The organism is Loktanella agnita, assembly GCF_046640325.1.
GTDB lineage: Bacteria > Pseudomonadota > Alphaproteobacteria > Rhodobacterales > Rhodobacteraceae > Yoonia > Yoonia agnita.
In genome coordinates, this window is the sequence record NZ_JBJMBF010000011.1 from 80,333 (window position 1) to 99,957 (window position 19,625).

Sequence of the window (19,625 nt, forward strand, 5' to 3'; positions counted from 1 at the left end):
GACCAAATGACATCCGAAACAATTCACCCACGCGGACATATGACCCTTCAGCTTCTTGATGATGCGGGCAATGTCACGGCCACATTTGCACATCACAATCAGGTTCTTGACGGCGGGCGCATGCTGCTTTTGTCGCTACTCAAGGGTGACAGCGTCATCGGGGATTATGAACTGATCCTCGGCAACAAAGAGTTCGACCCCATGGCCGAAAAACCGCTCGACCAGCCCGGTGTGGTCCCGGTCAAGCTGACCGGAAAACCCACGCTAAAAATGGTCGACAAAGAACTGACCATCACTTTCCGGGGCAATGTGGAGCAAGGTCAGGTCGTGATCGGCGGCGGTATGGTCGCCATCAGCGAAAAGAGCGGCGACAAAACCCGCGACCTCTATAACTTTGCCGCAACGCCCAATCAGGTCGAAATGGCCGATGGGCAATCCGTTTCGGTGAATTTCCGACTGGCCATGGAATAACGCCACCGGCCAACCCCAAAAGGAGAGAGACGATGCCGGACGACATCCCCGAAGAATTCGAAATTGGTGAGCTTCTGTCCGCAGCCGCGCTCAACCGGTTGCAGCAGCTGATCCTTGACCAGCTCGCCGGGCATGATCACACCGGCGGGGCCCAAGGCGCACCGATCGCGGCTGACGGGCTAGTCGATGGTTCCGTCATTACAGCCAAACTGGCCGACAAATCCGTCACCGAACCAAAGCTCGCAGATGGGGCCGTGTCGGCACGGGTGTTGGAAAACGGCGTGGTCAGGGCCACACATATCGCCGATGATGCGGTCACGACGGACGCGATCATAGACGCCGCTGTCACGCAGGATAAACTCTCGCCAGAGGTTCTCGCCTTGCTTTTGCGCGTTGGCGGCGGGGCCTCTTCGGCGTCGCAGGTCATCTGGCGCAATCCGATCTATGTATTCCCGATTGATGACGGACCAACACTCATCGAGGGGATCAACGACCCGACTGTATGGCGGTGGGATATTCCAGTGGTCAGCATCAACGACCGTGACGAACCGATCAGGTTCAACCCGAATATCGATCCGGAAAAGACCATCGACGTGATTGATTTCAAGCTCGATCAGCCAGAGAAACTGGTCTTTATGGAAAGAGAGCTAAATATCGCGGCCAGTGACATGGCCAGCGATCTGATGGCCGTCGGAGCGATCCGTTTTACAGAAGCAGAATTTGATGCGCCGCAGGATTTCCCAGCGACCGGCGCAGGTACAATCGCGCCGATGATGATGCGCATGGCACCGATGGAAGAGCCCGCAACTCGGTCAACCGCACAACCAGCCGCCCGTACCGCGACCGCCGCAACACAACCAGCAGCGCGCAGCACCACCGCTGCGGCGCAACCCGCGCTTACCGTGACCAGCAGCAACGGCAAATCAGCCGCAAAACGGGGCATGACGATCGCGACCGTCGATCCGGATGGCAGACCTGTCACGGCTGGCAGCGCAGATGCGATCACAGTCAGTGCCGGTTTCGGCGGACAGGACAGTTTTTACACCGATGGCGGTGCGATAGATTACCGCAATATCAGCGGCTCCAACGCGGGCGCGCAAACGGATGCGGCAGAAGCTGCCGGTCTGATGTTGTTCAACCTTGGGATAGATGACGACTATGCCGACGAAGCCAAGCTTTCCAACGAGGTCAAAGCGCAGCTCACCCTTGCATTTCAGGGCGACAAACGCTTTCTCGACCCGGACCGCCCGCTTTGGGGCGGCGGGAAGAGCTGGCTACCCGATATCCTGTATAATCCGCATCTGTTCGGGACCGGCTACGCGCTGTCCGGGGGCCGCAATGTGCTGTCGGTGACACGGCAGTTCAGAAGAGGCGCGCCAGAGGATCACTGGGTCCGGGTCCGCTTTGTCACCCCCTACCGGAATGCTTCCTACGCGGTGACCGTCACCCCACGCACCCACGGGACATATAAAATGATCAGCGCCAATATCCGGGCGAAAGCGACACAGCATGTGGATATTGAATTCACTGGCGCTGCGGCCCTTGACGGCGACGCGGTGCGATTTGACCGGCTCAGCAAGCTCAGCTTCGATCTGGCGGTCTTTGGTGAACTGGGTCAGGTCACATGATCAGCGCCCTGCCCGGTATCCTTGCGGACATGCTGGCCGCAGAGGTGACACATGTTGCCAGCAGCACGGAGCTGTTTGCGCAACCCTGCCGGGGTGTCGGCGGCGATGTGTCCTTTAGCAATGGTGACGCGGAGCGGGCCGCTGTTTTCGTCTCATTGGGACCGCTGGAACATGAAACCGATATCGGCGCGCGGGCCGATGGCGAGGTTATTCGCCTGCCCTTTCTGGCAGAGGTGAACATCGCACTCGCCGGACCTGTCGACGTGGTTCTGGACAACACAGAGCGTCAGCCTGCGGATGCCCCGGTGACAGGCGCAGATCTGTTGTTATCCGTGATTACTGGCTATCTGGGCACCGCACGGGATGCCGGGCGCAACGCACCGATCTCTATGGCCGAAACGCGGGCGGGCGGGCGGCGGATCGCGGCGGAATGGCGCTTTGGGCAAATCGTCTCGATCACACCCGAAACTGTGTCTGACCGCAGCCTCTGGCGGCTTCAGACAGTGTTCGAAGGAGTGCAAACGCTCAGCCCGCTGCCTGCCGAAGGCGGGCATATCGCACGGGCCGAAGTCAACGGGACAGTGGATGACAGGGTCATGACGGCCACCATTCAGGGGACTTCCAACCAGCTACCACTTGCGCTTTTCCTTGGCATCGGACCAGAGAATGCCGAACGGTTGGCCAGCTTTGATATGGTGCGGCTGGGCGATCTGGGGCGGGTGCCGCGTGATGAAATCACCGCATTGGCCACGCAAATCGCCGGAAGCAATGCCGGTTTGCAGGACGGTCTCACCGTGTTGCACGCAGTCCTGATGCTGCGGCGCGATGCCGTGCTGGGCGGGTTGAACGCCGCCTATCTTGATGAACGACACGCGGCGCTTACGCTCGACACGGTCTGGGACGGCACGACACTGACACTGCCTGCCGATATGCGCGCGGATCAACAATTGCGGTTCCAACTGATGGTCAGCCAGTTGATGCATCTGGTGCGCAGCGCGGACCGGGCGAAGGTCACGCTTGGGCAGCTGACAACCACGAATATCGGGGAAAACTGATGGCTGTGAAAAAAATTCTATCACCAGCCATGCGGGCCGCCGACCAGATCGAAAAACGCAGGAAAGCGGAAAAGGAACTTGTCCGGCGCAACGACCTTCAGACGGCTGAAACTTACCAAAATTTGGTCGCGGCCCAAACAGCGACAAACGCCGCGCCCGCAGCTACACAGGCGACCATCGCTGTCGCAGCACTTGCCGACGATGGCATCATCCTGCGTGTCCCCGCAGGTGGCAGTGCAGAACTGACCGTGACAGGTTTAGGCGGCTGGCACTACAACGCGACGCAACTGACACTGGTCCCCTACGGGCGGAACATGGCGCTGCCGCTGACCTTGGAAAAGAACGAACCGGGGCCAACCGGATTCGCTGCGGCGCATGCGCTGCCGCTATCACCCCCGCTTTTTATCGGCGGGATCATATGCCAGTATCAGCCTGCGCTCACCCGAAGCAGCAATGTTGGCCGACGCGACCGACTGACTCTGACAGCGGATACCGATATTTCTGTCAGCATGTCCTCAGTCGGCACCGGGTCTTTCGTCACACCAAACAGTACATTCATCGGAAGACATGTCAGCAAGCTGACGCTCAACCAGCTGTATGCACATAGCGCCGCGCCATGGATTACCGCGATCTTGCCCAATACGGGCGAAGGGTTGAGCATCTCGCGCGATGACGACCGGGTGCTGCATCAGGTCCCGCGCAAGCTGGGGATTGATGACAGCGCCCAAAGCAGTGATCTGTCAGACTACCTGAACGAAAAATTTGAAGCGGGCGAAGACAGCGCGACCTTCCTTATCGGCAGCCGCACCGATTGCGTACTGCGCTTGCAGCTGCGATTGACACGCAGACAGCTTGCCACAGGGTTGGCAGACGAGGATGCATCGGGTGAAACCCTGCTGTCGCCTTGGCAGCCAGAGGTCCTTGTGCCCAACCTGCCCGCTGGCGGCGCGGGTACCATCAACCTGAGGGCCGATATAAATGTCGAGGGACCCGCACTGACAGGGTTGAAAGCCCCCGCGACCCTGCTGGACTGTCAGGGCATCCACCTGCCTCCGCGCGCCTCACTTCTGCAACGGTTTCATCTGCCGGGGAGCGGCGATCAGATACGGCAGTTTTCCGGCGTCTGGTTGTGTCTCTCCAACCCGCCGGACAAGGCAGAAACGCTGCAAATCGACCTTGCCGATTTCGACGCCGATATCGCTGGCCCTGGCAAACTCCGTGGCAGCGTCAAGGCCAATATCAGCCCGCGACAGATGGACCTGCACCCTATCGGGGATGGGATCTTTGCCCATTGGGCCGCGTTCGAAACACCGATCACAGTCGACATCCCTGATCTGGACCGGCAATTCGCACTGGTGCTGCGTGATGCCAGCGGCCCGATCCCGCTTTTGGAGTGCGCCGCAACATGGGCGCATCTGTCACCAGCCTTGTCGTGCAATCTGGGCCGGTCAGACCGCTGGACTCAGCGGCGCTTTGGGCAACCGGCCAAAGTACTACTGTTCGAGCTTGGTGAAACTACACAAGGTATCCCGGCAACCCTCACCGCACAAAGCGGTGCCACCACCACGACCATCACCTTTCCCGAAGACACCAGTGACCTAGTGCTAACTTTGCCCAGCGCCGCGCAAGTGCAGCTTTTCAGCAACCGCCAGATTACACTGTCAGATATGCAAATAAGCAGCAGCACGGCGCCCGAAACGCTCGGCTAATACACAGTGGTACCCGCGGCCGGACTCGAACCGGCACGGCCTTTCGGCCAAGAGATTTTAAGTCTCCGATGTCTACCATTCCACCACGCGGGCACAAAGCCATTCCTAATCTGCCCGCTGCGGCGGTGCAATATGTGATCAGATATCCGTGCCCTTAGGTGCGACAATCAAATGACGCTCTTGCAGCCATGGGTTCAGCGCCACCGCTGCACGCAGCACCTGCTGCGCGTCATCATGGCGGCCCAGCCCGATCAGGGTCAGCGCCTTGCCTGATAGCGCACCGATATGGTTGGGCACAATTTCCAGCGTGCGGTTCAGGTCGATCAAAGCCGCGTCGTAATCCTGTCGCAGATAACTGGCAAAGGCGCGCTGGTTATACCCTTCGGCATAATCGGGGCAGTAGGCCACCAGCCGGTCAAAGGCATCGCCTGCGCCCAGAAAATCAAACACGTCACGCCGGCGCATCCCTTCATCCAGCAGCGCCTGCGCTTGTTCATCAGGGGCTGTGGTCCAAACTGCCCAGATCTGTTGGTTCAACAGCCCCGCATCTGCCGCCGTTTCGGCGGCCTGTAGCCCGGCGATGATTTCATCCAGACGTGCGGCGTGATCGGGCACGGGCGGGCATGTCTTGGCGAATGCCGCAGGGGCGATCAGACAAAATGGGGCAATCCAGCGCATATGGAACTATCCGCGCAAGAGCAGTGCCGCGTCAAATCACGCAGGCGCGACCGGCGGCACACCTTCTTCCTTGACCGCTTGCATCGCCACATAGGTCGATGTGCTTGCCACATGCGGCAGTGTCGAAATTTTTTCTGCCAAAACCGCACGATAGCCCGGCATCCCGGAGGTCCGCACCTTCAAAAGATAATCGAACGACCCGGCGATCAGGTGGCATTGCTCCACCTCCGGCACGCGGACAACAGCAGCGTTGAAGGTCGCCAGCGCGGCTTCACGCGTGTCGGTCAGCTTCACCTCAACAAAGGCGATGTGATCGCGGCCCAGCCGGATCGGATCATAAAGCGCGCGATATCCGCGGATGATGCCGCTTTCTTCCAGCCGCTTCAGCCGGGCCTGCGTCGGCGATTTCGACAGACCGATCCGCCGGGCAAGCTCTGTCACGCTGATCCGGCCCTCCACGGTCAGCACGTTCAGAATCTTACGATCAAACACGTCCAGATCAGCAAGTCGTTCGGACATAAAAAACCCCTCAATTCAGACCAGCAGCCTGCATTTCACATCAATAGAGGGCGATACGCCTGCGGTCAACGCGGTACAATAGGTCAAAGAGTGAAAGGTCCCCCCATGCCCCGCGACGATAAAACTGACCTGCGCCAACAGATCGACGCTGCGATCTATAGCGATGAAGCCACCGCTGTCGCGCAGCTGACACAGATGGCCAACCTTTCCGCCACGGATCGTGAACTGATCAGCAACCACGCCGCTGCTCTGGTCGGCGACATCCGCGCCAGCAGCGATCCCGGTCTGATGGAGGTGTTTCTGGCCGAATACGGCCTGTCCACTGACGAAGGCATCGCGCTCATGTGTCTGGCCGAGGCGCTGCTGCGCGTACCCGATGCCGAAACCATGGATGACCTGATCGAGGATAAGATCGCGCCGTCCAATTGGGGCAAGCATCTGGGGCGTTCGGCTTCTTCACTGGTCAACGCCTCCACTTGGGCGCTGATGCTGACGGGCCGCGTTCTCGACGATGAAAAACCGGGGATGACCCGGCATTTGCGCAGCGCGGTCAAGCGGCTGGGCGAGCCCGTCATCCGCACTGCCGTCGCCCGCGCCATGCGTGAAATGGGGCGGCAATTCGTACTGGGCGAGACGATCCAGAAAGCGATGAAACGGGCCGAGGGGATGCAGGCCAAGGGATTCACCTACAGCTATGACATGCTGGGTGAGGCTGCGCGCACCGACGCGGATGCGCGCGGGTACCATGTGTCTTATTCGCGCGCGATCAGCGCAATTGCCGAACATTGCACCCATGACAGCGTCGCCGAAAACCCCGGTATCTCCGTCAAGCTTTCCGCGCTGCACGCCCGCTACGAGGTCGCGCAGAAAGACCGCGTGATGGATGAACTTGTCCCACGCGTCCGATCGCTTGCACTGCTCGCCAAATCGGCAGGCATGGGCTTCAACATCGACGCAGAAGAGGCCGACCGCCTTTCGCTCTCGCTCGACGTGATCGGGGCTGTGCTTTCGGATCGTTCGCTGGCAGGCTGGGACGGGTTCGGCGTGGTGGTGCAAGCTTACGGGCAACGAGCGCCGTTAGTTATTGACCAGCTTCACGACATGGCAACACGGCTTGACCGCAAGATCATGGTACGACTTGTCAAAGGAGCTTATTGGGATGCGGAGATCAAACGAGCACAGGTTCAAGGTATCGACGGCTTCCCGGTCTTCACCGCCAAAAGCCACACCGATATCAGCTATATCGCCACTGCGCGCAAGCTGCTGGGCATGACGGACAGGATCTATCCGCAATTCGCCACCCATAACGCCCATACCGTCGCCGCCGTGCTGCATATGGCCGATCAAATGGGCCGAACCCGCGAGGATTTCGAATTCCAACGCCTGCATGGCATGGGTGAAACCTTGCACACGATGGTGCTGCAAGCCGAACAAACCCGCTGCCGCATCTACGCCCCTGTCGGCGCGCACGAGGACCTTCTGGCCTATCTTGTCCGGCGCTTGCTGGAAAACGGGGCGAACTCCAGCTTTGTCAATCAAATCGTGGATGAAGACGTGCCCCCAGCGGTGGTGGCCGCTGATCCGTTTGACATGGCGGGCCAAGGCCCCGATCTGCCGAAAGGACCCGATATTTTCCAGCCAGAGCGCAGCAATTCAAAAGGCTGGGATCTGACCCACGCACCGACATTGACGGCCATCGACCACGGCCGCGCCGCTTATCAGACCGACCGCTGGACCTGCGGACCGATCATCGCAGGCGAGCCGTCCGACGGCTCCGCGCATGAGGTAATAAACCCAGCCCTACCGGGCGATATCGTGGGCACAACCCGCGACGCGACTGAACACGATATCGCCACCGCACTCAACGCCGCATCGCCTTGGCAGGCTGATCTTATGACGCGTGCTGCAGCCCTCAATGCAGCCGCCGATGCCTATGAAGCAAACGCCGAAGAACTCTTCGCGCTCTTGGCCCGTGAGGCAGGCAAAGGTCTTCCCGATGCGGTGGCTGAACTGCGCGAAGCGGTCGATTTCCTGCGGTACTATGCGGCCCAAGCGACCGCTGTCACAACGCCGCGCGGCATCTGGACCTGTATTAGCCCGTGGAACTTTCCGCTTGCCATTTTCACTGGACAAATCGCAGCGGCGCTGGCGACCGGGAACGCTGTGCTGGCAAAACCAGCAGAACAGACTCCGCTGATTGCCGCCCGCGCGGTAGAACTGCTGCATGCCGCCGGAGTCCCCAAGAACGCGCTACAGCTTCTGCCCGGCGGTGGCGATGTAGGCGCGGCACTGACGGCGGACATACGCATCAAAGGCGTCGCCTTCACAGGCTCTACCGCCACCGCGCTGAAAATCCGGACCAGCATGGCAGAGCATTGCGCGCCCGGCACACCGTTGATTGCCGAAACCGGCGGGCTGAACGCGATGATCGTGGACAGCACTGCCCTGCCCGAACATGCGGTGCGTGATATCGTGAACGGCGCGTTCCGCTCTGCCGGGCAGCGCTGCTCGGCCCTGCGCTGCCTTTATGTGCAAGAGGATATATCCCAAAACCTGCTGAAAATGCTGAAAGGCGCAATGGATGAACTTTCCCTTGGCAACCCGTGGCACCTGTCCACAGATGTAGGCCCTGTCATTGACGCCGCCGCCCACAAGACCATCGCCGATCATATCGCCACCGCAAAGGCCGAAAACCGGATCATCCACCAATTGAACGCCCCGGCAGAGGGGCATTTCATTGCCCCTACAGTCATCCGTGTGAACAGTATCGCCGCCATGACGCGCGAAATCTTTGGCCCCGTCCTGCATGTGGCAACCTTCAAAGCGCACGAGCTAGACATGGTCATCGCCGCCATCAACGCCACCGGCTATGGGCTGACCTTTGGCTTGCACACAAGGATTGATGACCGTGTGCAAACCATTGTTGAAAAGATTGAGGCAGGCAATATCTACGTCAACCGCGACCAGATCGGCGCGGTCGTCGGCAGCCAGCCTTTTGGTGGCGAAGGGCTGTCAGGGACCGGCCCCAAGGCAGGCGGAGCGCACTACCTGCCGCGGTTCAGCGCCACACAAGCCCCAGAGACCCGCGAAAGCTGGGACAGCGCGGCTGACCTAAAAGCCCTTCATAAAAACCTATCCGCTGCCACCCCCAGCGATCCCGGCGCACCCACTGACCTGCCCGGCGTGACCGGCGAATCCAACCGGCTGAGCATACTGCCCCGTGGTCCGATCCTCTGTATGGGACCGGGCGCAGACACCGCGCGGGCGCAGGCAGATGCGGTCACAGCCTTGGGCGGCCTGCCTGTCATTGCCAATGGTAATCTGCCCGCCACACAGCTGACCAGCCTGCGTCCGCTGTCTGCGGTAATCTGGTGGGGCGACGCGGACACCGGACAAGCGCTGGAACGCGCGCTTAGTCAGCGTGAGGGCCCGATCATCGCGTTGATCACCGGGATGCCGGACGCCGCCCATGTTCTGCATGAACGACATGTCTGCATCGACACCACAGCAGCAGGCGGAAACGCCGCCCTGCTGGCAGAGGTTGCAGCTTCCGCTTGACCGTCCCGACCAGTTCGTTAACGGTCGCGGCATGATACCCATCCGCGACCACAACCCCTCTGAACGCAGGCCATATGTCACGCTGATCCTCATCGCGATCAACGTGGGCATCTTCGTTTGGGGCTATACGGCGCTAAGCTCCGACATGCTGATGGCGCGGTTCTATTTCGACTACGCCATGATCCCGGCCCGGCTGTCGCAGGCGGAAAATTCGGTCTCGCTCGTGACGTCGATCTTCCTGCATGGGGGGATCATGCATCTGGCAGGGAACATGCTGTTTCTGTGGATTTTTGGGGATAATCTGGAAGACAAGATGGGGCACATCCCGTTTCTGCTCTTCTACCTTATCTGTGGCGTGGGCGCGAACCTCGCGCAATTCGCGAGCGAGCCGGATTCCATCGTGCCAGTCATCGGAGCCTCCGGCGCCATTGCCGGGGTGATGGGGGGCTACCTTCTGCTTTTCCCCAAGGCAAAGGTCGACATCTTTGTCTTTTTCATCGTCTTCTTCCGCATCCTGCCCATCCCGGCCTGGATCACGCTTGGGGTCTGGTTCGGGATGCAGCTGTTCAATGGGGTGAATGTGGATACCACCGCCGGCGGGGTCGCCTATTGGGCGCATGCGGGCGGGTTTATCATCGGGTTACTGGCCACCCTGCCGCTCTGGCTCAAGCTGGGCGGGGTACGGTTTTGGAAGCGCACAGACGGGCATCCGGACCACCCGGATGCGCAGTATGGGCGCAGCAATATCCCTATCGTCAGACGATAGGGACAGACGCTAATCCTTGCGGATAACTTTCGCAAAAGTCTCAAAGATCGGCTCGTTGGCGCAAATCAGCGTGCCTTCTGCCAGAATATCGCCTTCAGGCGTGATCGCCTCAGCAATCCCGCCCGCCTCGCGGACGATGACCAGACCAGCGGCAATATCCCAAGCCTTCAGCCCACGCTCCCAATAGCCATCATAGCGGCCAGCGGCCACATAAGCGAGGTCAAGCGCCGCCGCACCGAACCGGCGCACCCCTGCGGTCGCGGGCAACAGGCGGGCTAGATCCTGAATGGTTGCAGGCAAATCAGCGCGACCGCCAAAAGGCAGGCCCGTGGCAAAGATGCTTTCAATCATGCGATGACGACCAGAAACGCGCAAACGGCCTTCATTCAGCCATGCACCGCCACCCTTTTCAGCATAGAACATCTCGTCCTTGGCCGGGTCATAGACTACGCCCGCAACGATCTGGCCCTTATGTTCAAGCGCGATGGACACAGCCCAATGGGGCAGCCCGTGCAGGAAATTCGTGGTACCGTCCAGCGGGTCCACAATCCAGCGACGGGTCGGATCTTCGCCCGCGATCTCTTTGCCCTCTTCGCCCAGAAACCCATAGGACGGACGGGCGCGCATCAATTCCTCACGGATGGTTTCCTCGGCCGTGCGGTCAGCGCGGGTGACAAAATCGCCAGGGCCCTTTGTACTGACTTGCAGGTTCTCGACTTCGCCGAAATCCTTCAAGAGCGCGCGACCGGCCTTCCGGGCGGTCTTCATCATCACATTCAGGTTCGCACTGCCAGCCATTGCGGGGCCTCCGAATTTTCAGGATCAGTGGCGGCGTATAGGCGCAACATCCCGATGGAACAAGAGCCAACACAGCCCATGCGGCTTAATAACTTATTTCCACTCCTCTGCGATACGGGCAGCGACCGCAAAGATTTAGTCCAATATGCCCAGACGCCACCTAGATCACTTCCTGCACGAATCCCAGATTGCCGGGCACATATCAGGCCTGCACCTTACAAAACGTATCGGTGCGGCCAGTATGTTGGTTGGCGTTTGTGGGTTAAACGGCATGTGGCTTCCAGCGTCGGCAATAATGGCCGCACTTTTGGTACTCGAAACACTGTCCTACCCGCTGAACAAACGGGCTAGCCATTTCGACAGGCCGCTCAACCTGCCTTTGGCGCTTGCGATTTTTCTTGTCAATCTAACAACAATCCTTCCATTTTTGGCCTTCGCCTTCCTGCTGTCGACCAGCGATAGCTTACCCTTCGTGTTGATCGGATATATGTGGGTTTTCGGCGTCTTTGTGCATGTCAGCAACGTGTTCGGCCTGCTCCCCCTCTATAACTGGAGCCAGATGACACCCGCCTTTGCCACCATTTTTATGATGCTCTGGAACCTTAGCAATAACCCGGCCTTTCCGTCATCAAATGTCGCGTGGTACGTGCTTGCCATTCTGACAACGGTCTATATCGCCAACACCTTTGATACGATGAATCTACAAAAGGACACGCACCGCGCCCTGCGGCGGGCGCAAAACGAAGCCAATGCGCGGTTGATGGAACTTGAACGGCTGTCGCGGCATGATAAATTAACAGGTCTGATGAACCGGCAAGCGTTCGAAGACACGCTCGAAAGCCTGATGCGACAGCATGCCAATCGGCTGGGGGTGACGGTCTTTGTTATGGACCTTGACGGGTTCAAACCGATCAATGACAGCTACAGTCACACCGCTGGCGACGCCGTGCTGGTCACACTTGCAGACAGGCTGCGCGCGCTCGCGGGTAAAGATGGTCATGTGGCACGACTGGGTGGCGATGAATTCGCTATTATAAAGGCAACGATCATATCCGCCAAAGCAGCGCAGCGGTTCAGTGAACGCATCATGGGCGTAATCGAAGAACCAATTCCGTTTGAGCAGAAAAACCTAAAGGTCAGCGCCAGTCTTGGCATCGCACGGCAAGGGCGCGATGCCGAAACCATGGCGTCACTCATGTCTGGCGCGGATCAGGCAATGTCTCAGGCCAAGCAGGATCCTGACAAGCGGCCTGTCATCTATGACAAAACAGCCTTCCCGACCCGCGCCACCTTGGAAGACCGCAACGTGCTGATCCGGGCAATGGCAGATCATCAGATCGTCCCCTACTACCAACCCAAAGTTTCGCTGGAAACCGGGCGCATTGTCGGGTTCGAAGCGCTTTCGCGCTGGGAACACCCGACAAGGGGCTTGGTGTCACCTGCCGCATTTCTGCCATTGATCAATGAATTAGGCCTGCAAGGCGCCTTCATGCTGCACACTGCGGAACATGTCTTGCGCAACATTCAGGCATGGACAGCCGAAGGGCTAAACCCCGGGCAGGTCTCCATCAATGTGTCAGAAACAACATTGGCGACAGTGACGGGGCATAACGACCTTCTCGAACTGATCGACCGATACCCGCATCTGCGGCGGCACCTGACATTTGAAATCACCGAAGACATCTTTATTGCGCGTTCCAGCGAAATGATTCAGCGGTCGATTGCCAATTTTCGGCGGGCGGGGGTGCGTATCTCACTTGATGATTTCGGCACCGGCTTCGCATCATTCCAACACCTGAAAGATTTGGAATTCGATGAATTGAAACTTGATACATGTTTTGTGCGCGACCTTGGGGTCGATCCGGCAACCCATGTGCTTGTCGATGGGCTTTTGACCATGGGCAAAGGGTTGGGTGTTCACGTGATCGCCGAAGGCGTCGAAACCCCGCAGCAACGCGATATGCTTTATGAAATGGGCTGCGAAGTGGTGCAAGGCTACTACTACGGCATGGCCGCCCCTTTCAGCGAAACCATGATCAGACTCGAAGCCGAAGGGTATTTTACGCCCATACCACAGCAAAAACCGCAGCCGCTGACACAAAATTTAGAACAAAACACGCCTAAGGCCGCTGCAACTTGACCGCTTCCTGCCGGGCCAGCCGGATCAAATGCGCCATAAACGGGCGGCTTGTATCCTCCGCCCGCGTCGCCGCGTATAACCTGCGAGTGATTCCGGCTTTGGTAAGCGGGCGGGTCACATAATCGGAATTGTATCGGACCTGCCGAACCACCCAATCAGGCAGCACTGCAACCCCACGGTTAGAGGCCACCAGCAGCAAGATCACCGCCGTCAATTCAACCTGACGCACCGCAGCCGGTTCCACCTTGGCCGGGGTCAGCAGCTGCGAAAAAATATCCAGCCGGGCGCGGTCGACCGGATAGGTGATTAAGGTCTGACCACGGAAATCTTCGGCCTCGATCACGTCTTTCTGCGCAAGCGGATGCTGCGCAGCGGCCACAAACACAGGCTCATAGTCGAAAAGCGGGGTGAAATCAGTTTCGGGCATCTCCTCCGGGTCGGAAGACACCACCAAATCCACCTCTTCCTTGCGCAGAGCGGGCAACGCGTCAAACGCCAGACCCGGGCGGATATCCACATCCACCTCTGGCCAAGCCTTACGGAACTGCTCCAGCACTGGGAACAGCCACTCGAAACAGGCATGACATTCAATCGCGATATGCAGGCGGCCCGCACTGCCCGCCACAAGCCCTGAAAACTCTGCCTCCAGTGCGGCGACCTGCGGCAGGATGCGCTCTGCCGCGGCCAGCATCTTCATCCCTGCCGAAGACAGGCGCAGCGGTTTGGACCTGCGCACAAAAAGCTCCACCCCCGCCTGATCCTCTATCCCCTTGATCTGATGCGACAAAGCGGACTGTGTGATGTTCAACTGATCGGCGGCGCGGGCCAGCCCGCCGGTGTCATGGATCGCTTTGATCGTGCGCAAATGGCGGAACTCGATATGCATATGTGAGCCGACCTCATCATCGTGCTGAAGTTTATGAATTTGCCTCAGATCAATAGAGATGGCAAACATGCAAAGCAAGAGAGAGGTCCGCCACATGTCCGTCCCATCCATTTCCTTCGAATTTTTCCCGCCGAAATCGCTCGCCGGATCGTTTCGGCTTTGGGACTGCGTGAACACCCTCGCACCGCTGGACCCCAGCTTTGTGTCCGTGACCTATGGCGCGGGCGGCACGACGCGGCAACTCACGCATGAGGCCGTGGGCACCATCCATAAAACCAGCGGGTTGAACGTGGCCGCGCATCTGACCTGTGTCGATGCCTCAAAATCCGAAACGCTGGAAATCGCCGAAAGCTATGCTGATGCAGGCGTGACCGAAATCGTCGCCCTGCGCGGCGATGCCCCCAAAGGCACAACAAAATTCACACCCCACCCCGAAGGTTTCAGCAGTTCGGTCGAACTGATTGCAGCGCTCGCCGAGACAGGGAAATTCAAACTGCGCGTCGGGGCCTATCCTGAAAAGCACCCCGAAGCAGCCGATCAGGCCGCCGATATTGATTTCCTGAAACGCAAGATCGACGCGGGCGCAACATCAGCCATCACACAGTTCTTTTTCGAAGCCGATACCTTCTTTCGCTTCCGCGATGCCTGCGTAAAGGCGGGGATCGACGCGCCGATCATTCCCGGAATCCTGCCGATTGAAAACTGGGGCGGCACCCAACGTTTTGCTGCGCAATGCGGCACGCATATTCCTCAGCTGATCCAAGACGCGTTCGCCCATGCCGCAGGACAAGGCACGACCGAACTGCTGGCCACCGCGATTGCGACCGAATTATGTGATGATCTTTTGCAGGGCGGGGTGGAACATCTGCATTTCTACACGCTCAACCGGCCAGAGCTCAGCCGCGATGTATGCCACGCGCTTGGCGTGACACCAAAAGTACGGTTGCAAAACGTAGCCTGACGGTCCAGCTTCGCGCCGAATAACGAGCCGGAGCGACCATGTTTATTGCCAACTCTCCCGAGCAACTGCCAGACCGCGAGACGCTATTGTCGCTCTCCGGTCTGGACTTCATGCAGGCCATGCAGCGCGGGGAGATCAGCCGCCCGCCCATTTCCGCCTTGCTCAACTATGCGCTCGACACGGTCGAACCCGGCAAGGTCATCTTTCGCGGAACGCCGGATTTTTCCCATACGAACCCCATGGGCGGGGTCCATGGCGGCTGGTACGGCACGCTGCTTGACAGTTGCATGGCCTGCGCAATCATGACGACCGTGCCCAAAGGGTCGATCTATACCACACTTGAATACAAGGTGAATCTCACCCGCGCGATCCCGCTGGGCACAGAGATCCTGGCCACCGGAACGATCGACCACGCAGGCCGGTCGACAGGAGTCGCGCATGGAGAAATCCGAGGCGCCGCAGATGGCAAGCTCTATGCCACTGGGTCCACAACCTGCCTGATCATGCAGCTTGCGGGATAAGGCGGCGATGAACCAGCTCAGATTTCTTCTGGATATTGCCCCGTTCGTCGCATTCCTTATTTGGATAGCTCTGGCGACCGTCATTTGGACCAAAGGCTTGGAACGCCCGTTCTTTTTCAAGCTTTCCATCATCTCCGTAATATCTATGGTTGGATATCTTTGTCTCATTGCGTTCGGCGTATTGGGCGCAGGCTTTTCCGATGGTCTCATCCTTCCGAACTATGATGCCTACATCACGCCATTCCCGGTTTTTTTCTTTGGCATCCCTGCAATCGCCCTGACGATTTTAGCGCTATATGTCGTGGTCGTAGTCCGCACACGACATTTCCACTTGCCGACCTTCGCCTTTGTAGCACTCACCATCTATTTCTTATGTTCGGCCTGGATGACGCATGTCAGCGTCATTGTCAGTATCTAAAGCGTTTCGATTTTAACCTGAGACATCATAGATCACCCATTGCGTTTGAGCCGCAGGCAAAAGGCAGCGATTGGCGATTCAGGTGTAAATCGAAATGCTCTAAAGCTAAACGGACAACCGCGATCGTGCCGTGCGCCGCTTACCGGTCACCTCTTCACGCGGGACGCTTTCGTGGATACGTTCCGATATATCCGTTCCGATGATCCGGCGGCGGCGGGACAGGAATATCTTTGACCAACCGCGCCAGTTTCCCATTGAGGGCGCAGTCACATCCTGCACGAAACGGTCGCGCCAGCCATCAGGCAAGGGCAGGTTACACCCCGCCAGACGCTCCAACATCCAGACCAAGGGAATATTCGCCAGCGGGCGCGCCCAGGGGTAGTCACCCACCTGGCCACCCACATCGCCGTGATTGCCGCGAAACCACACTTGTTCCAGATGACCCTGCCAATCACTTGGGCAGGCCCACATCACCGGGGCATAAGCCTCACGCCGTTCATCCATTGCCAGCGCATGAAACCCGTGGCGGATATGGTGGCCCAGCATATCATTGTGGAAATCATGGTTCGCCTGCGCCCAGCGCCACAGGATCGGCAGGCGCAACCCCAGCGCCTTGACCGTATCCCAAACCGCTACCGCCTCAATTTGCACGTCAGGATGGCAATAGATCTCGCGGAATTTCAGCGCCACAGGCTGACGCGCGCCGGTGCGATAATGGCGATAGGCCTGCCGGACCGCGCGCACAGTGGCATTGTCGGCGCGGACCAGACCGACCAAATCGATCACCCCCGCCAGTGACCGCACGGCGTAGGCTCCCCGCGAATACCCGATCAGCACAATCTGATCGCCCGGTCGATAGCGCGACGCGACGACACCATACGCCCGCTCGATCTGGCGATTGATGCCCTTGCCGGTCATCACCCCCCAGGTGCCCGCCCAGTCGCGCCACTGGATACCGGCTTCGTAATGCACGGTCAGGTTCGCGGTGCGACTGACCTCGCGCAGCAACTTAAATGTAATTCCGGCATTGGTTTCACGCCCCGGTTCCAGCGATGACATGGTCCCGTCCAGAATGACAACATGGGTCGCTGGGCCCCTGTGCCGTACGCCGCCGTCTTCGGTGCGCGCACGGCGCCCGAATAGACCAAAGAACCAATCACGCAGCGGCACTGTCATCCTTTGCAGCTTCGATAGCCTGCCATACGCGATGCGGGGTAAACGGCATGTCGATCTGCCGCACGCCAACCTCCCACAGCGCATCAATCACCGCATTGGCCACGGCGGCCAGCGCACCAACAGTGCCAGCCTCGCCACAGCCTTTCATCCCCATCGGGTTATTCACCGATGGTGTCGGCTCTGTCGCAAAACTAATCATGGGCAGCGCATTTGCACGCGGCATCCCGTAATCCATGAAGGTGGCAGTCAACAACTGCCCATCCGCGTCAAAAACCACATGTTCGGTCAGCGCCTGCCCAATGCCTTGGGCGACACCGCCATGCACCTGCCCTTCGGCCAGCATCGGGTTGATCAGGTTCCCAAAATCATCAACCACCGTATACCGGTCAACCGTGACGACCCCGGTTTCGGGATCAATCTCAACCTCGGCGATATGGGCGCCGTTGGGAAAGCTGCGAGCATCCAGCGTGATCCGGGCGGTGTGGGATAGCAGTTCGTCGCGGCCCGCCTCTCGTGCCAGATCCGCGACCTCCAACATGGTCGGCGTCAGGTTGGAACCGGCAATACGGAACCGTTCGTCATCAAAACTGACGGCCCCCGCATCGACGTTTTCATGCTCTGCCAGAAATGCGCTGAACGCAGTGACCATTACATCAACCGTGGCCAGCGTCGCCGTGTTTTGCACGGTTACAGAACGCGAGCCACCGGTGCCGCCACCCTCGGCAATTTGATCGCTATCACCCTGAATGACGGCAATACGCTCCACCGGAATGCCTGTGTGATCCGACAGGAACTTTGCATAGACGGTTTCATGCCCCTGCCCGTTCGACTGGGTGCCCACATAGATCAGCGCGCCATCATCCACGAAGGCAACGCTAGTCGTTTCGGACGGATCACCAAGGATGCTTTCAATATAATAGCACAGCCCCTGCCCGCGCAGTTTGCCTTCCCCGGCAGAGGCCGCCTTGCGGGTAGCAAACCCGTCACGGTCAGCCGCACCCGCGGCGGTGTTCAGCACCTTGGCAAATTCACCAACATCATATGTCACACCCGTTACGCTGGTATAAGGAAACTTGTCCGGCGCAATGAAATTCGTCTCGCGCAATTGCCAGGGGTCCAGTCCCAACTGCCTTGCCGCCTCATCCATCACACGTTCCAACACAAAAATCGCCTCTGGTCGCCCCGCACCACGATAGGCATCAACTGGTGTGGTATTGGTAAATATACCGCGCGTCCGCATGCAGGCGGTCTGCACGTCATAGGTGCCCATCATCACCTTGGCGAACAGTTCAGTCTGGATCGGCTGCGCAAATTGGGAATTATATGCGCCCATATTGGCAATGGTATCAAGATGATAAGCTGTGATGCGGTAATTGGCATCAAATGCGATGGTGGCTGTCGTCACCAGATCGCGGCCCGCATTGTCGGTTAACATCGCCTCTGTCCGGTCGGACATCCAACGGACAGGGCGGCCCAGGACGCGGGCAGCATGGGCGACCACGAAATATTCCGGATAGCGCATGCCCTTCATCCCGAAACCGCCGCCCACATCAGGGTTGGTTACGCGAATCTCGTCCTTAGGCAGATCGAAATGGCGGGCCAGATCGTCTTTCATCCCCCAAACGCCCTGACCACCAAAGGCCAGATGCAACCGACCATCCACCACTTCGGCAAAACAGCCGCGCGGCTCCATCGCATTGACGATGATACGATTATCGAAAACCTCTGCGCGCACCACATGATCCGCAGCGGCAATCGCAGTCTCCACCGCGGGCACATCGCCCAAAATCCAATCGAAAGCGAGGTTTTCAGGCGCCTCAGGATGGATCGGATCGCCGCCAATCGCCAGATCGACATGCACAGGCAGGTCGTCAATCTCCAACACGATGGCCTCTGCCGCATCCTTCGCCGAGATCAGACTGTCCGCGACAATCATCGCTACAGCCTCGCCCACATGGCGCACGCGGGCACGGGCCAGCATCGGGCGTTCCGGCGCAGCCCCTTTAGAGCCATCCTGATTTTTAACTGTCACCCCGCCCAGACCAATCTTCACACCCGCCGCTTCCAGATCATCCAGCGTCACAATCAGATGCACGCCGGGCATCTGGCGAGCATCGTCAACGTCCAAATCCGTAATTTCACCATGCGCGACAGAGGCGCGCAGGAAATAAGCAAACAAAGCCCCCTCAGGTGCAATATCATCCACATAGCGGCCATGGCCGGTCAGCAGTCTGACATCCTCAACCCGCCCAACCGATTGGCTTTTGCCGAATTTTTCCATCTGCCATTCCCCCGCTGCGATGCTCATTTCACACTAGGCAACACGCGCCTGTTGTCCAGC

The 19,625-nt window shown here is 58.9% G+C and carries 16 protein-coding genes and 1 tRNA gene; 10 read left to right on the forward strand and 7 right to left on the reverse strand.

Going from position 1 to position 19,625, the window contains the following annotated elements; translation table 11 throughout:
* The first annotated feature begins 6 nt into the window (after positions 1-6).
* From ACJ5NV_RS13595 to ACJ5NV_RS13610, 4 genes are read left to right on the forward strand one after another with little or no spacing between them, the layout of a single operon-like run.
* Entirely contained in the window at positions 7-471 is a 465-nt protein-coding gene (locus ACJ5NV_RS13595) for a hypothetical protein (protein ID WP_411644515.1), read from the forward strand.
* Between the two features lie 32 nt (positions 472-503).
* A complete protein-coding gene (locus ACJ5NV_RS13600; protein WP_411644517.1) occupies positions 504-2,099 on the forward strand; it encodes a hypothetical protein in 1,596 nt (531 codons plus the stop codon).
* On the forward strand, positions 2,096-3,154 hold the full coding sequence (locus tag ACJ5NV_RS13605; protein WP_411644519.1) for a hypothetical protein: 1,059 nt from the start codon (positions 2,096-2,098) through the stop codon (positions 3,152-3,154). Before ACJ5NV_RS13600 ends, ACJ5NV_RS13605 begins: the two co-directional genes overlap by 4 nt.
* Positions 3,154-4,863 (forward strand): hypothetical protein, encoded by a 1,710-nt coding sequence (locus ACJ5NV_RS13610; RefSeq protein WP_411644521.1) that lies wholly within the window; start codon positions 3,154-3,156, stop codon positions 4,861-4,863. Before ACJ5NV_RS13605 ends, ACJ5NV_RS13610 begins: the two co-directional genes overlap by 1 nt.
* Positions 4,864-4,870: 7 nt before the next feature.
* On the opposite strand, the gene ACJ5NV_RS13615 is transcribed toward ACJ5NV_RS13610, so the two are convergent.
* The 3 genes from ACJ5NV_RS13615 to ACJ5NV_RS13625 all read right to left on the reverse strand — a co-directional run bounded on the left by ACJ5NV_RS13615 (position 4,871) and on the right by ACJ5NV_RS13625 (position 6,060).
* Positions 4,871-4,956 (reverse strand) — tRNA-Leu (locus ACJ5NV_RS13615).
* 45 nt (positions 4,957-5,001) lie between these two features.
* Positions 5,002-5,541, reverse strand: coding sequence for a tetratricopeptide repeat protein (locus ACJ5NV_RS13620; RefSeq protein WP_411644523.1), 540 nt, complete (start codon positions 5,539-5,541; stop codon positions 5,002-5,004).
* 36 nt (positions 5,542-5,577) lie between these two features.
* Positions 5,578-6,060 (reverse strand): Lrp/AsnC family transcriptional regulator, encoded by a 483-nt coding sequence (locus tag ACJ5NV_RS13625; RefSeq protein WP_411644524.1) that lies wholly within the window; start codon positions 6,058-6,060, stop codon positions 5,578-5,580.
* 105 nt (positions 6,061-6,165) lie between these two features.
* Between ACJ5NV_RS13625 and putA the strand changes: the two genes are divergently transcribed.
* Positions 6,166-9,618, forward strand: a complete 3,453-nt coding sequence (gene putA / locus ACJ5NV_RS13630) for a bifunctional proline dehydrogenase/L-glutamate gamma-semialdehyde dehydrogenase PutA (RefSeq protein ID WP_411644526.1) — start codon at positions 6,166-6,168, stop codon at positions 9,616-9,618.
* Positions 9,619-9,649: 31 nt separating this feature from the next.
* Positions 9,650-10,384, forward strand: coding sequence for a rhomboid family intramembrane serine protease (locus tag ACJ5NV_RS13635; protein WP_411644528.1), 735 nt, complete (start codon positions 9,650-9,652; stop codon positions 10,382-10,384).
* A gap of 9 nt (positions 10,385-10,393) precedes the next feature.
* Here the strand turns inward: ACJ5NV_RS13635 and ACJ5NV_RS13640 are convergent, their stop codons facing one another.
* Positions 10,394-11,182, reverse strand: a complete 789-nt coding sequence (locus tag ACJ5NV_RS13640) for an inositol monophosphatase family protein (protein ID WP_411644530.1) — start codon at positions 11,180-11,182, stop codon at positions 10,394-10,396.
* Between the two features lie 295 nt (positions 11,183-11,477).
* Between ACJ5NV_RS13640 and ACJ5NV_RS13645 the strand changes: the two genes are divergently transcribed.
* Positions 11,478-13,322, forward strand: coding sequence for a putative bifunctional diguanylate cyclase/phosphodiesterase (locus ACJ5NV_RS13645; protein WP_411644531.1), 1,845 nt, complete (start codon positions 11,478-11,480; stop codon positions 13,320-13,322).
* Here the strand turns inward: ACJ5NV_RS13645 and ACJ5NV_RS13650 are convergent.
* Positions 13,303-14,208, reverse strand: coding sequence for a LysR family transcriptional regulator (locus ACJ5NV_RS13650; RefSeq protein WP_411644620.1), 906 nt, complete (start codon positions 14,206-14,208; stop codon positions 13,303-13,305). The two genes, ACJ5NV_RS13645 and ACJ5NV_RS13650, sit on opposite strands and share 20 nt — an antisense overlap.
* A 94-nt stretch (positions 14,209-14,302) precedes the next feature.
* Here ACJ5NV_RS13650 and metF point away from each other — a divergent pair, with 94 nt between their 5' ends.
* The 3 genes from metF to ACJ5NV_RS13665 are packed head-to-tail and all read left to right on the forward strand — an operon-like array spanning position 14,303 to position 16,108.
* Positions 14,303-15,169 (forward strand): methylenetetrahydrofolate reductase [NAD(P)H], encoded by an 867-nt coding sequence (gene metF, locus ACJ5NV_RS13655; RefSeq protein WP_411644533.1) that lies wholly within the window; start codon positions 14,303-14,305, stop codon positions 15,167-15,169.
* 38 nt (positions 15,170-15,207) lie between these two features.
* Positions 15,208-15,690, forward strand: coding sequence for a PaaI family thioesterase (locus ACJ5NV_RS13660; RefSeq protein ID WP_411644534.1), 483 nt, complete (start codon positions 15,208-15,210; stop codon positions 15,688-15,690).
* A gap of 7 nt (positions 15,691-15,697) precedes the next feature.
* Positions 15,698-16,108, forward strand: a complete 411-nt coding sequence (locus tag ACJ5NV_RS13665) for a hypothetical protein (protein ID WP_411644535.1) — start codon at positions 15,698-15,700, stop codon at positions 16,106-16,108.
* 105 nt (positions 16,109-16,213) lie between these two features.
* Here the strand turns inward: ACJ5NV_RS13665 and ACJ5NV_RS13670 are convergent, their stop codons facing one another.
* Complete coding sequence (locus ACJ5NV_RS13670; protein WP_411644622.1) at positions 16,214-17,278, reverse strand: DUF2235 domain-containing protein; 1,065 nt, start codon at positions 17,276-17,278, stop codon at positions 16,214-16,216.
* Positions 17,265-19,565, reverse strand: coding sequence for a xanthine dehydrogenase family protein molybdopterin-binding subunit (locus ACJ5NV_RS13675; protein WP_411644537.1), 2,301 nt, complete (start codon positions 19,563-19,565; stop codon positions 17,265-17,267). Before ACJ5NV_RS13675 ends, ACJ5NV_RS13670 begins: the two co-directional genes overlap by 14 nt.
* Between the last annotated feature and the right edge of the window lie 60 nt (positions 19,566-19,625).